Annotated in this window: 13 protein-coding genes; 2 read left to right on the top strand and 11 right to left on the bottom strand. The window is 47.7% G+C overall.

Annotated features, from left to right (window positions below):
• The 7 genes from BUA44_RS01925 to BUA44_RS01895 form a co-directional block, all read right to left on the bottom strand.
• Nucleotides 1-1,116 (bottom strand): phosphonoacetaldehyde reductase, encoded by a 1,116-nt coding sequence (locus BUA44_RS01925; RefSeq protein WP_072807859.1) that lies wholly within the window; start codon nt 1,114-1,116, stop codon nt 1-3.
• Between the two features lie 5 nt (nt 1,117-1,121).
• The gene (aepX, locus tag BUA44_RS01920) at nt 1,122-2,420 is read right to left on the bottom strand and encodes a phosphoenolpyruvate mutase (RefSeq protein ID WP_072807858.1); all 1,299 of its coding nucleotides are present in this window, start codon (nt 2,418-2,420) and stop codon (nt 1,122-1,124) included.
• 7 nt (nt 2,421-2,427) lie between these two features.
• Nucleotides 2,428-3,327: a LicD family protein gene (locus tag BUA44_RS01915; RefSeq protein ID WP_072807857.1), complete on the bottom strand. Its 900-nt coding sequence runs from the start codon at nt 3,325-3,327 to the stop codon at nt 2,428-2,430.
• Nucleotides 3,324-3,692 carry a GNAT family N-acetyltransferase gene (locus BUA44_RS01910; RefSeq protein ID WP_178348723.1) on the bottom strand — a complete coding sequence of 123 codons (369 nt, stop codon included), beginning with the start codon at nt 3,690-3,692 and terminating at the stop codon, nt 3,324-3,326. The genes BUA44_RS01915 and BUA44_RS01910 overlap by 4 nt, the downstream gene beginning before the upstream one ends.
• A gap of 90 nt (nt 3,693-3,782) precedes the next feature.
• On the bottom strand, nt 3,783-4,991 hold the full coding sequence (locus BUA44_RS01905) for an ATP-grasp domain-containing protein (protein ID WP_072807855.1): 1,209 nt from the start codon (nt 4,989-4,991) through the stop codon (nt 3,783-3,785).
• Nucleotides 4,991-6,109, bottom strand: a complete 1,119-nt coding sequence (locus tag BUA44_RS01900) for a DegT/DnrJ/EryC1/StrS family aminotransferase (protein WP_072807854.1) — start codon at nt 6,107-6,109, stop codon at nt 4,991-4,993. Before BUA44_RS01900 ends, BUA44_RS01905 begins: the two co-directional genes overlap by 1 nt.
• Before the next feature lie 28 nt (nt 6,110-6,137).
• The gene (locus BUA44_RS01895) at nt 6,138-7,208 is read right to left on the bottom strand and encodes an acyltransferase family protein (RefSeq protein ID WP_255370420.1); all 1,071 of its coding nucleotides are present in this window, start codon (nt 7,206-7,208) and stop codon (nt 6,138-6,140) included.
• 185 nt (nt 7,209-7,393) lie between these two features.
• Between BUA44_RS01895 and BUA44_RS01890 the strand changes: the two genes are divergently transcribed.
• Nucleotides 7,394-8,485 carry a CotH kinase family protein gene (locus BUA44_RS01890; RefSeq protein WP_072807852.1) on the top strand — a complete coding sequence of 364 codons (1,092 nt, stop codon included), beginning with the start codon at nt 7,394-7,396 and terminating at the stop codon, nt 8,483-8,485.
• Here the strand turns inward: BUA44_RS01890 and BUA44_RS01885 are convergent.
• Both BUA44_RS01885 and BUA44_RS01880 read right to left on the bottom strand, forming a co-directional pair.
• A complete protein-coding gene (locus BUA44_RS01885) occupies nt 8,476-9,540 on the bottom strand; it encodes a glycosyltransferase (RefSeq protein ID WP_072807851.1) in 1,065 nt (354 codons plus the stop codon). The genes BUA44_RS01890 and BUA44_RS01885 overlap by 10 nt on opposite strands.
• Before the next feature lie 9 nt (nt 9,541-9,549).
• Nucleotides 9,550-10,359 (bottom strand): LicD family protein, encoded by an 810-nt coding sequence (locus BUA44_RS01880; protein WP_083579425.1) that lies wholly within the window; start codon nt 10,357-10,359, stop codon nt 9,550-9,552.
• Nucleotides 10,360-10,781: 422 nt separating this feature from the next.
• On the opposite strand from BUA44_RS01880, the gene BUA44_RS01875 reads away from it, so the two are divergent.
• The gene (locus tag BUA44_RS01875; RefSeq protein ID WP_178348721.1) at nt 10,782-11,888 is read left to right on the top strand and encodes a metallophosphoesterase family protein; all 1,107 of its coding nucleotides are present in this window, start codon (nt 10,782-10,784) and stop codon (nt 11,886-11,888) included.
• On the opposite strand, the gene BUA44_RS01870 is transcribed toward BUA44_RS01875, so the two are convergent.
• Nucleotides 11,876-13,120 (bottom strand): O-antigen ligase family protein, encoded by a 1,245-nt coding sequence (locus BUA44_RS01870; RefSeq protein ID WP_072807848.1) that lies wholly within the window; start codon nt 13,118-13,120, stop codon nt 11,876-11,878. The genes BUA44_RS01875 and BUA44_RS01870 overlap by 13 nt on opposite strands.
• A complete protein-coding gene (locus BUA44_RS01865; protein ID WP_072807847.1) occupies nt 13,117-14,130 on the bottom strand; it encodes a glycosyltransferase family 2 protein in 1,014 nt (337 codons plus the stop codon). The genes BUA44_RS01870 and BUA44_RS01865 overlap by 4 nt, the downstream gene beginning before the upstream one ends.
• Nucleotides 14,131-14,133: the final 3 nt, after the last annotated feature.

Here is a 14,133-nt window from a genome sequence, read left to right as displayed (position 1 = left end):
TTATTCTCCCAGAATCTGGTGGTAAAGGGTGTCTATGGCCTTTTCGTCCAATCTTACGGGGTTGTTCTTGAGACGTACCGGGTTGACCGACTTTTTCAGAATATCGTAATCCGAGTCGTCCCGGACGGACGGGATTCCGAGACCTAGTCCGTCTACAAAGTCCTTGAATTTTTCTGCGGCAGCCTCAGGGGTTTGTGCGCCCATGCATTCGGCCAGGGTTGCGAATACGCCGGAAAGGTGTTCCACGCCACGCACATCGGCACAGTCATCCCTATGGGCGAGCATATAGGGCCACAGCGCAGACACGCACAGCGCCGCGGCATGCCCGTGGGCAATCTTGTACAGGCTTGTCAGCTTGTAGCACATGGCGTGCCCGGCGGTCGTCTGCGAAATGTTGATGGCCTTGCCGGCAACGTTCGCCGCCTCGAGCATCTTTCTATTCCCGGCAGGTTCATTGTTCAGGTACGAATCGCGATTTTCCAGGATCAGGCGGATTGCCTTTCTCGAATATTCCCGGCTCTCGTCCGTAGAATTGACCGACCAGGACGACTCCACCGCATGGCAGAACGCATCCATCATGGTGGACTTCCGGTGATATTCCGGAAGCGAGTCCAGGACGGACGGGTCGAACAGCACCGCCTGCGGAATGCAGTTCGCGTCCGTGACGGACTGCTTCTCCCCGTTATAGTAGATTACGGCGAAGCGGGTCGCCTCGCTTCCCGTTCCGGCCGTAGTGGGAACTGCGACGAACGGAATCGCGTTCGGGACAACCTTTTCGTGTATGTAGTCACAACCCGCAGGCATCGTCGCATACAACTTGATGCACTTGGCCGTATCCATGGCACTGCCGCCACCAATGGCGAGGATGGAATCGCAACCGTTTGACCGGAAAGTTTCGACGCCCTTCACGACAGAGGCGTAATCCGGGTTCGGCGCAAAATCCCTGAAGTACACGGCACTCATCACTCCCTGACGAATCTGTTCATCAAGAAACCTGCCTATGTTCAGGCGACCGCATGAATTCCCGCAGACGACCAGGACCTTCTTCATCCCGGACTCCCGCAGGTATTCAACGAGGCCTTCGTACCCCCGTTCTGTCGAGATGACCGTCTGCATCGCTCCTACTTGGTTCCCGGGATGAGCTCGAGGATTTCCTTGATGCTCATGCACATGTCGTTCGCCTCGAACGAGCGGTGATGCGTGAGGATGGACTTCGCCGTATTCACCATGGCGGGGTATGCGCTGCGCAGCATGTGGTTCGCGTAGATGACCACGTTCACGCCCCAGCTGGCAAGTTCCTCTTCGGTCACGTGGTTGTAGGTGGTAGGAACCACGACCAGCGGTACCGAGGAGTGCTTCTCGCGGAAGCGCTTGCAGAATTCCTTGATATCCTCGCCCGACTTGTCCTTGCTATGAATCATAATGCCGTCTGCACCGGCCTCGACATAGGCGAAGCAGCGTTCCAGGGCGTCCTCGATTGGCTTGCCAGCGATGAGGCTCTCGCAGCGGGCGATAATCATGAAGTCCTGCGCAATCTGCGCACGCTTACCCGTACGGATCTTCTCGCAGAAGCCCTCGATGGTATCCTGCGTCTGGATAGCGTCCGTACCGAACAGGGAGTTCTTCTTGAGGCCGATCTTGTCCTCGATGATTACCGCGGAAACGCCGAGGCGTTCAAGCGTACGTACGGTGAACACGAAGTGCTCTATCTTTCCGCCGGTATCGCCGTCATAGATGACCGGCTTGGTCGTACATTCGAGCGCATCGTTCAGGCCATGCAGGCGCGTGGTGAGGTCCACGGCCTCGATATCGGGCTTGCCCTTGCTGGTGGAATCGGTAAGCGAGCTTGCCCACATGCCGTCGAATTCCTCGGTCTTGTTGTTCACCTTGACCTTGGTCTTCTCGATGATGAGACCCGTCAGGCCGGAATGGCTCTCCATGATTCGGACGATAGGCTTGGCCGCGATCAGGCGGCGGAGCATCCTCTGGCGCACCGCAGGTGTCGTGCCGATCTCGCGCATCTCGGCGTTCAGGACGGTTGAGGAAACGCCCGGGGTGTAGGGAATGTCGACAACCTTGCCTCCCCACTTGGCGATGCAGTCAATAACGCGCTGGCGGGTTTCCTGCTGAACGCCGGTCTTCCAGTCGTCGCCGTGCACCACGTAGTCCGGCTTGAGTTTTTCGAGGTTGGGGACATAGTCCAGCGTTGTCTGCGGCACGACCTGCGCAACACCCTTGATGTTGGAGACGATTTCCGCACGCTGTTCATACGTCAAGTAAGGCAGGCGCTTGTAACTAGCAATCGCCTCGTCGGTCAGGACACCGACCGTTACCACGCCAAGCTTCATGGCCTCGTGAATGATGTTCAGATGTCCGTGGTGAATCAGGTCGGCACTCATGCCGCAATAAACTTTTTTCATGGAAACCTTAAATTTTGTATTCGGAAAAAGGTGTGTCAGGATCAATAATAAGATTGTTGTGCCAACCACCCCTTTTTTCAACGGGCGGGAACTGCATGTAATCGCCATACGTTGTCGTAAGGACATCCTCAAATCCACATGGAACGCGGAAACGACAACATTCAAATTCCATCAAGTCAAACGAATCGAAATCCCGCTTAAGCCAGGTGTTCTTTTCAAAGGAATAGATTGTCAGTGCATTGACACCGACCTTATCCGTCTCCTTGTTATTGAATTGCGTAACCAGGCTTTCGATCTCTTGCAAGACATCCAAAGGTGCACGTCCAGAATGCTGCTTTATTCTTTCTTGCGAAGAGGCATCTAGATACGGATTTCCCATGCGCATATAAGTTGAATTTTGCATATTCAACCACTTAATCCTATCGAACCGTTCCTGCGCACCTTGATTCTCAAAATTGTCTAAGGGGAAAATATCCAGCGCTATGCCCTGATTAAACTTCCGATGTGAGAAAGGCTTACTGATGCAAGTCGTATTCACATTACGGAATTTCGCAAAAGACAGGAAAAAGTCAGACTCGTTTAAATAGGACTGTATACAATAAGGCCGGTCAATTTTACCCGCTAGTGACGTAAACTTGTTATAGTCATCTCTGGGCATAACGATATCAACATCGTCATCCCAAGGAATAAACCCCTTGTGGCGAACCGCGCCCAAAAGAGAGCCAAAAATCAAAAAATAATTCAGATGGTTGTCGTTGCAAAACCTGTCAAAACGAACAAGCAAGTCTATCAGAATCGCCCAGGTTTTCTTTCTATTGGCATCAACAAAAAAGCCGTTCCTTTCTTCCGGTTCAAAAAAGGATTCCGGAAGAATTTTTTCCTTCACAATTCTTTCACACTCTGTCATGCGGATTCTCCGTGCTTGCCGATCCATTTTTCCATAAAAAGAGAATTATCTCCTTGTTCTACAACCGAAAAATCCTTGTGTAGATACACCTGTTGTGCAGAATGGTTTTCTTTGGCCACCTCAAGGCGAATTTTTTCGTACCCCTTTTCTTGCGCCAAATTTTCCAATTTATGCAACATATTGGAAAAGATAGAAAGTCGCTGGAACTCCTTAAGAGTGCAGACGAAAGTTACATAGACAAAATGCCCATTATTCATGTAAAACGCAAGGATTCCCGCCACCTGTCCAGAGCACCTGCATACTATAAAATTCGCATAATCAGCCAATTTTTTAGAAAAAGCAGAAATATCCAGGTTGTTAAACAAGTACGGGAATTGCTCCTGTGCCTTAACGAAAAAGCAAGAAATATCTTGCTCGCACAAGCATTCAACACTATACGAGGTTTCCGGCATTTTCTACTCGAGTATAATCCTTAGCCATTCATTTGAGCGAGCCATCACAGCATCCATTTCTTCACGAGAATCAAAGCGGAGGAACATATCACCAAGGCTCATATTCGCACCAGTGAAGGGATGGACCATATCGCCTTCCTTCGTAGTCATGTCTACAGCCTTGACATACTTGGAGCGGATATCCTCGTCTATTTCCATTCTCTTGAAAACCCCGCTCTGTCCAGGCCTTGCATGAATAACAAATTCGCACCAATGCCCATCACATTCTGTTTGGCGGACATCAACCAGCGGCATTCCGACTGCCGCACGGACTTCATTTTCAATCAAATCTACACCAAAAGCGAGCCTCTGCAACTCGGCAATCTTGCAACCGCCACCTCGTGGCGAAACCTCCATAATATAGGGCTTTCCGTCTATCCCGACACACGATTCAATGTTGTAAATACCCGTCTTCATGCCGAGCAACATCATCAAGCGCTGAATTTCTTTATCTAGATATTCCTGGTTAGCCTTTTTCATGGACGAAGGCCAAATAATCAACGCCGGTGTGTAAGGATTATCAGCCTCTTTGTCAAATAGTTGATCGGAATACGTAGAAAAGACGAGTTTTCCATCGACAGTAAACGGATCCGCGCTGGAATGGAACCCGTCAAAAGTCAAAAAATCTTCAATAATGAAGTGACCATTGTGAGAGCCGCCAAGCGCAGTGTCTATTGCGGCAGGAAGCTCCTCGGGCTTATTTACCTTAGTAACACCCTTACTACCCGCAGAATCAACGGGCTTCACAATAACCGGCCAGGTAAAGAAATCTATGTCAGCAAGTGGCGCATTCTTGTCGGAATAGCTTTTTGCATGAGGAACGTTGAAACCATTTTCCTTCAAGAATCTGCGAAAAAGGCCCTTATCCTGCAAAATCGAGGTTGATTTATAGGATCCTTGGAAAGGCAAACCCATTTTTTCCGCAACATAAGCTGCCGTAACAACACCCGGATCACAGGCAAAGCTTACAACCCCACCAATTTGGAGTTCTTGTGCAACCTTAAGAACTTTTTCCTTTTCGATGATACTCACATTTACATACTGATCTGAGAACTTGTGAGCAACGTTGTACGGCAAATAGTCCGCAGTTATTGCATAAAGACCAAGTTTGTGGGCAGCATCAATAACCGGTATTGCATAGCGGGACCCACCGAGAATCATCAGTTTTTTCATTACGCACCCCTACCAGCAACAAGTTCCAGAACCCGACTTACATCTTCATCCGAAAGCCCTGCATACATTGGCAGGCAGATGACCTCATCGGCCATGCGGTTTGCGACAGGAAGGTTCTCCCTCGAGGCAGACGACAAACCTCGATAAATGGCGAAATTCGATATCAGCGGATAGAAATAGCGACGGCCGAGTACGTTGTGTTCCTTCATCTTCGTGTAAAGGGCGTCACGGCTTATGCCGTACTCCTTCTCGTTAATGAATATCGGGAAGTACGAGTAGTTGTAAGTCACGTCATCGCGTTCCTTGAACATGGTAATGCCAGAAACATTCGCCAGTGCGGCGCGATACTTCTGTGCAACAGTCCTGCGGGCGGCAATCGCATCGTCAATGTGCTTAAGGTTGCAAAGACCATACGCCGAACGAATTTCATCCATCTTGCTGTTGATGCCCGGGGCCACCACGGTAGTCTCGCCCGCAAAGCCGAAATTCTTCAGATAGTCTATGCGCTTCTTGGTACGGGCATCGTGGCAGATAAGTGCACCACCTTCAACGGTATTATATGTCTTGGTCGCATGGAAACTGAGTGTATTCATGTCGCCCGCATCCAGGATGGTCCGGCCATTCACCTTCACGTTGAAGGCATGGGCGGCATCGTAAATAACGGCCAAACCGTAGCGGTCGGCTATTTCCTGAATAGCCTCAATATCACACGGATTGCCATACACATGCACCGGCATAATCGCCGTCGTCTTCGGCGTAATCGCCTCCTCAATCTTCTGCGGGTCGAGGTTGCCCGTCGCGGGGTCCACATCGACAAATACCGGAGTGAGGCCGTTCCACCAGATGGAGTGCGTCGTAGCAACAAAACTATATGGGGTTGTAATAACTTCACCCGTAATGCGCATCGTCTGTAAAGCCGTAATCAGCGGAAGTGTCCCATTCGTAAACAGGCTGATATACTCAACCCCCAGGTATTCGGCGAGGGCCTTTTCAAGTTCCTGGTGATAATGACCATTATTGGTTAGCCACTTGCGATCCCAAATGTCCTTGAGAAGTGGAGTAAGTTCTTCAAGACTAGGCAGCAGGGGCGAAGTGACTGTTATAAGCTTGTCGGTCATAAAAATCCTCGTTATGCAATTAATATAGCTAATGTTTCTTTTCCCAATAGGAGTCTATAACCTTAAACACAGGCTTTTCCAAAAGATGTATTCTGACAAGGTCTATTAACGTGCATATTGCGTATATCAGAAGTACGCCAACAATGACGTGCTTGAAAATGTCAATGGAATAATGCCCCACGTTATCAAGTGTTTTCTGCCACAACCATTGGCGCATAGCGTCACAATTTGCATGAATCAGAAACACACCAAAAGCGGAAGCGGCGATGGTATTGATAACCCTACTATAGCCCAGCTTCAAATTTTTAAAGAACAGGAAAAAGCACACCGCCGTTGCAATTGCCAAAGGCTTGTTGGAATCCGCCACGAAGAAGAAAAATGAAGGTGGTTTTCCGCGGTAAACGCAATATTGCGCCCACCCCCAAACACAGCAAAGGGATATCGTCCAGAACAGCAACGCAAGCAATCCCGTAGACTTGGCACTCATTGACCATTTGGGCGGATATAGCCTAAAGTATGCCGCTACAAAATAAACAACCATGAACCACCCGACATAGTTAAAAGAAACCGTCATGAAAATTTGAGAAGGAAGGCTATAGGCGAGCAGGCAAAGGCAGATCAATATAAGATGCAGTCTCTTATTCATCCCTTGAATAAGGATATTGAGAAAGGGAATGAAGCAGAAAAATACCAGGTAACAAGAAACAAATCCGTCCGATATACTCGTGACAGGCATTACACCATTAAAAATAGACTTAAACGATAGATGGGTATACCCCGTCGCAACGAATATGGCAAATATGGCAATCTTGTAGAATTCAACTTCTAGCAGAAGTTTCAACCCCTTGCGCAAAGTTATTTTCGACGTACACATGAAATAGCCCGTAATCAGCACAAAGCAATTTATCCCTATTTTGCCTGCACAACCGAAAAAAGCAAGAATGGTTGATTTAGTGGAAGGGAAATCCGCCTCGATCAAGGGAACCAATCCAGAATTAACAATGGAATGATGCAACACAATCAAGAACATGACTATTATTCGGAATAATTCCAGATTAGAATTGCGAGGCTTAGATGCGACAACGTTTTCGTTTGACATAGAGACCTTTTTTATATTATCCATAATATATCTTTTTTTAAATTTGGTACATGCCGTTCCGCGCTCCAATCATATATATATGCCTATTTTTATGTTCCTGCGTCTGGAACGCACCTGAGGACAACCCCGACTTTCTACCGCTAGACGACTCGGAGTATCCCTATGCAGAACTGCCACGACTTGTCATGGAAACCGAAGATTTCGCACAAATCCGAGACCGCATAACGACGCTCCCCGCCAAATTGCAGGTATACGGGAAAGACTCACCCGAAAGCGACGTCATGGAACTCACTATCCGGGGAAGAGGCAACTCCAGTTTTACCGGGATGCCAAAACCCGGCTACAAAATCAAATTTGAAAACAAGCAAGGAATGTTCGGCATGCCCAAAGACAAGGAATGGGCGCTTATCGCCAATTCCGCCGACAAGACCCTTCTCAAGAATTTTATTACATATAAGCTTGCAGGCTGGCTTGGCGACGAATATACCCCCCGGTGTACTTTCGTGGAGCTTTACCTCAATAGGCAATACCAGGGCATTTACCTCTTGACAGAAACCGTAAAAGTCGGTGAACACCGGGTAAACATTCCCAAGAACAACAGTTCATTTTTACTGGAAAAGGGCCCTACGGAATATGGCGACGAAAACCTTGTCGCAACCGAAAGGAAAACCGTATTTGAAATCAAGTATCCCAAGAACCCAAGCGATTCAGGAACGCAGCTCCTAAAAAACGCCCTTAACCTATTCGAAAACGCTCTGAACGACAACGACTCACCCGAAAAAATTTCCAATCTGCTTGATTTCGAGGACTACCTTCGCTACTACTGGATTCAGGAACTTTCCAAGAACAAGGATGGAGCCTTTAGGCGCAGCATCTTCTTGACATGGCAAAGTGGAGAACCGATACGCCTCGGCCCCGTATGGGATTTTGACGTCGCCTACGGGAACTGGGAAGACGACTCTCTACGGACTCCGTACGACTGGTACGTCCGCAATAGCGGCTGGAACGGCCTAATCTTCAAACGCAGCGAATACTGGCAATCCGCAACCAAATACTGGAAAACTCACCATGACTTGATAGAGACTTTCCCGGATTCCATCCGCAAGTATTCCAAAATAATTGCCCCGGCCACACAGAACGAATTCAAGCGATGGCCGGTTCTAGAAAATACAGAGAACTGGACATACAAGGAAGCCTACAGCAGCTATGACGAAGCCGTAGACTCACTCAACAGCTGGATTATCCAGAGAATGGAGTGGATTGACGCTCACTTATAGGCGAGAACCTTGCGGTACTCATCCAAGTACAGCATCGCGGTCTTCTTGATGCTATAATTCTGCATCACATGCCTACGGCCGAATTCAATCCTTTCGTCATCTCGGCCCGACCGGACAAAATCCGCAATCTGCCGGGCAAGATCATCCGCATTTTCCGATTCAAAGGTATAGCCTAAAAGGCGAGCAGCATCGCCTTCACCCACGGTCATAATCTCTACAGGGCCCTCGATATTACTCGACAGGACAGGCACCCTGGCGACCATGGCCTCGGCTACAGTCAAGCCAAACCCTTCATACCTGGAGGGCTGAATGAACAGGTCAAAATTGCAAAGGTTGTCATAGACCCACTCTCTTGGGCGATTCCCTTCAAAAACCACTAGGTCGTCCACGCCCAAGGTCGTCGCCAATTCCTGCAGCATTTCCCTGCTAGACCCGTCTCCGACAAAATGCATCTTGAAATTTGTCGCACACAGGTTCTGTTTTCTGATTACCGCCAGGGCATTCAGCAAGATATCCTGCCCCTTCTGCTTGACATATAGCCGCGAGACTTGGACAAAATGCAACAAACCATCGTTAAAGAGCCCATTCCTTTCGCGATTGATTCTTTCGCAAGGAATTCCGTTTTCTACAAGGATGGTTTGCATCCCCGCCTGCCGCCATTCATCTTCAACGACCTTTGAAATTGCATAGCAGGCCTTAAAAAACCTCGATTCGACAAAATTGTTCGTCGTATTGTGAATCGTGCGGACCATAGTCCATTTTCCCAAGACAAGTCGGGCAATCTTGTCGTAATGGACATGGACTATTTCAGGGCGGACCTTCCTCAGATAGTAATTCAATTTCAAAAGCGGCAACGGGTTCTTGCTCTTAAGGTTCCGATGGCAACAATAGATGCGGATACGCTTGTCAAGGCGGTTCACGATAGAACTGTCAAGCATGTCATTTATGACAATCAGAGAAATATCATTCCCGTCAACCTGCTGGTTGACAATATCCACCAGCATGTTCTCTATGCCACCCGTACCGAGGCCCCACAAAAGGTGAGCGATTCTCATGATTTCTCTCTATTTCCAGTATACATTATTCAATGTATGGGGAGAAGTCCTCTCCTTGGCGGGCGGCGGTGTCATATAGTCGCCAAACATCTGCGTCAGCCACTCATCGTAAGAAGATATAATTTCAAAAGTTTCCTTTTCAAACGGAACCTTCTCGTACTTTTCAAAGACTTCCCTTGGGCAGATCGACCTATAAGAGCACGAAAGGTCCGAACTGAAGGCAAAGCCCACAAATTTTGCATTGCGGTTCGTCAAGCGGTTTACAAGAGCGTACTCCCTATCCACGATATTTTTCATGGATATCGGCAGACAGAGCAGCTTCAAGACCCTAATCAGGATCCGCTTTATAAAGGAGTTCTTTTTTCCGGGCTTAACCAGCTTTATCCGGAACAATTTTTTGAGAAAATCAAGCTTCTTGATAAAATTGATACATTCCTGCTTCGTGTCAAACAAATAATCGCACGGGAATATGTCTATGTTGACACCAATATTCTGCATCGACACGTTCTCTTCCAGAACCGTTCTCGTGTCGGCAACCTTCAAGAACGGATAGTAATACCCATTGTCTTTTCGGCAATCATAGACACGATAAAAACCGTTTTCGCTCTTATAGGATGCCACGAACTTCTCATAATCATCGCGAAGCATAGCAATGTCAATGTCGTCATCCCAAGGAATATAGCCCTTGTGTCTGACCGCCCCTAGCAAGCTACCATAAATCAAGGTATAACGAATATTGTTCTTTTCGCAAAAAAGATGCACATCCTTCAAGATGTCTACTTGAATCTGCTTCATTTCTTCTAAAGAAATCGGTTTCATGAGCAACCTTCCCGTTTACCTTCAATACTTGAATCTACGCAAAAATGTAGCAATAAATGGTAAAAAAATGCAATATTTTCCAAACACGGCCCCTCAATTTCCCTCTTTCTACGGGTCAAATCATTTGTTTTCCCCCAAAATTACTATCTTGAATTCTATTCAACATCACTGTCGGAATCTTGTTTACAAACAGCCCTATGAAAAAAACACTTTTTTGCATTCTACCCCTCCTGGGGCTGTTCCTCGGGTGCGAATCCAACTCAACCTCTTCGCAAGAATCCGAGGCGCCCCAGCCAAGAGTTGACACGCTTGTCGTCATGGACACAGTGCACCTTTCCCGAACAGATACCGTCGTCATATCTAAAAAAGATACCCTAGTTGTTTCAAAAACAGATTCCGTAGTCGTATCCAAAATTGATACTATGGTCGTATCGAAACAAGATACCGTAGTCCTATCCAAAACCGACACCATAGTCGTAATGGACACCGTCCTCACTCCCGCCGCCGACACAGGCACCGGCATATTGGACTTCTATCCCGACGCAGTCATGATTCCCATCCTGGGAAACCTCACCCATCAGAAAAGAGACGCAAACTTTACCCTCCGAGAAAAGCAGATTGTCCTTCTCCATTTTACCGACATCCATGGCCATGAAGAAAACCTGCGAAGAATAAAGGAATTCTACGACCACTATTCAAAGTATATCGACATCGTCATCCATTCCGGGGACGCCCTTTATGACAAATGGTACAATTCATTTGATTTTTGGGACAATGCGGGTGCAGAGAAATTTCTTAACGTGCTAGGGAATCACGACGTAAACTTTGTCGACAAGGACGGCAACCCGATAGAAGTGACCCAGAAGGAAGTCTACGACCGCTTTTTCGCCCCCTACTTATCAAGCTGGAATGTCATCACACCCCAGAATGCCGCCGAAAACGGCCTTATGTACTACTACAAGGACATAAACAAGGGTACAGACAAGGAACGGGCCAAATTAAGACTGGTTGTCCTTGACGAATACCATTGGGATGACGCCCAGATAGAATGGCTTCAGGGGGTTCTTGATGATGCGCTGACAAATGACTTTGCCGTGGTTATTAGCCGCCACGAAAGTTTCCCCATAAACAAATATGAAAACTGCCCGTTCGTTTCTATGGAAACGTTCAAATGCACACGCCCGATGACCGAGGCACAAATCGCCGTCAACGATTTCATGGGCAAGGGCGGAGAATTCGTGGCATGGCTCGGCGGGCACCACCACCAGGACGATATCGGCACACTTCAAGATTACCCACACCAAATCGCATTCAATGGTGATGTCGCAAGTATGAACCACATTGGATGGAGCGATTCCTGGCGAAAAATGGGGACAAGGTCCCAGGACTGCTTTACACTGATCGGGATTGACCGCTTTGAAAAGGTCATCCGGTTCGTCCGTATCGGCGCCGACACCGACCGCTATGAGCGATCAAAGAAATCCATGAGCATCAACTACTCAACAGCAAAAATGATCTATTCCGACTGATCTTCCTTTTCCCTGTAGAATTCTTGCAACTTTATCAACATCAAGCAAATGATGAAGAAATAATTGAGTTCTAGCCCGAGGAAAGTCGAGAGGCTATAGCCGCAAATAACCGCTATCGGCATAGTAATTCCACTACGGCCAAACAACTTTCTCATATGCTTGGCCATGTACACGATGCATGTAATATATGCCATGGCGCCAATAACGCCAAAATCAACCAACACCTGCAACCAGATACTTTCCGCACCAAACAGGTCAGCATCCACCGCCTTGACAAAGCTCCATGTGTAGGCATATCCATTGCCCCAAATAGGCGAATTCAAGAAAAACGGCACAATGATGGCGAATTGCATCAAACGCATCTCCAGGCTGCTCCCCGTCACGGCAGTATCCGAATGAATAACGGAATCAACAAGCACCATCACCCAACCGCCTAATAGGAAAACTCCTCCACCAATCAGCCCTATTTTCAACAAGGCAAAACGATTACCCTTTAAGGACTCATTCATAATCGGAATCATCAGAATAAACGCCGCGATAAATACCGACCTAGATCCGGTCAACCAGGGCATCAGCAGGCAGGCCACCATAAGAACATTTATAAAGAAATAATTCTTCCCTATAAATTTTCTCGCCTCGAACAGGAAATACCCAAAAACACCCATCGCAAGCCCCATTGACATCGGCGTATCAAAAATACTCTGCAATCGCTTTATTCCAAACCGGACTTCAGTATAATCAATAACATTTTCGTTGACGACATACATTTGCAAAAGCCGATCTATTATCACATTCTCGCCAAGTGCAAGTTCCACCAGTGCGTAAATAGTGCAAAAACCAAAATATGCGCAGTACGAATACAACAGCAACTTCATGTGTTTTTCTTCTTCTAGTACGCACCAAACCACAAAGGGGAAAACATAGATAGTATTCAGGACAAACACCGTACTAGGCCAATGCGGTTCAGCAAGCACATTGGTTATCGCATACGACAAGGCGACAAACACACTGGGAACAAAGAACGGATACGTCTTTATCTTTGATAAGAAATTGCACTTTAGAGGCAACAGGGCCGTCAGGCCAAGACAGCAGCAGTCTAAAATCGAAAATACCTGGCGGTCTACCACCGGGAACATATGCAAAAAAAGAGAAAGTGGTGCAAGCAGCAAAACCGCAAGGCGGTAATTCACCAGGGCAAAAGCCACATATGCACCGACCACATACGAAATCATCTTTTCTTATTCACCCCTTTCATGTCCAGGAGCCAATAGATTTTCTGAAATATGCGCCGAGCCAACAGAACCACTTTGTAAGGAGCACCGCAAGCAATGCAATACTGGAAAATTCTGTCTTTCCCGCGCACGGTGCAGTCCTTTAACGGGTTGAACCTATACGCCCGAATATGCCTCAACAGATGCGGGATTTTATCCTCAAGCGCACAATTACCGGCACTCTTGACCTTTACCAAGAAATTGTAGCTGCTAACAGCAAGCCTTGCGATAGCGACATTTTCAAGAGCAAACGCTTTGGCCGCCTCTACATTTTTTTCAAGTTCTTCTATCAGTACAAACTGGGACACATTGAGATTGGCGTTAACAATACTCCCCAACCGCTGCCGATAATGGTAGGAATCCATACCCGAAAAGGCAAGCTTTTCAACACGGGTGAGGATGTTCCTTGCAACAGGGATATCCTCAAAAGGCTGCTTGGGATAATGCAGGTATTCTATCAAGTCCTTACGGTACAACTTATTGCACGCCCATGCGGTCAAATGGCCGTTAAAGAAGTTCTTTAAAATCTCTGGCGATTCCCAGAAGGTTCTCTTGTCAGAAAAGGAGGTTCGTTCCTGCGCCCACCCGTTTTCCCAATCAATCAGCGCATTGCATACCGAAATCTGCGCATCGTATTCCAGGCATGCACCTAGCATTTCCTGGAACATATCCGGCTCACACCAGTCATCGCTATCGATAAATCCGAAGTAATCGCCCTTCGCTACGGCAATACCCGCATTACGCGCATCACCAAGGCCCCCGTTCGCCTTATGCACGACCTTGATTCGCGCATCCTTCTCGGCCCATGCATCACACATTTCGGGGCAACGGTCCGGCGAGCCGTCATCAACCAGGATGATTTCCAGATTCCTGTACGTCTGTCCGACAATGCTTTCTACGCATTGGTTCAGGTACTCCTCGACCTTATAAACAGGAACGATAACCGAAATCAAAGGCTGTGCTTGCAGCATCCT

This window comes from Fibrobacter sp. UWR3 (genome assembly GCF_900143055.1).
Classification (GTDB): Bacteria; Fibrobacterota; Fibrobacteria; order Fibrobacterales; family Fibrobacteraceae; genus Fibrobacter.
This window is presented reverse-complemented; position numbering and strand designations above follow the sequence as displayed.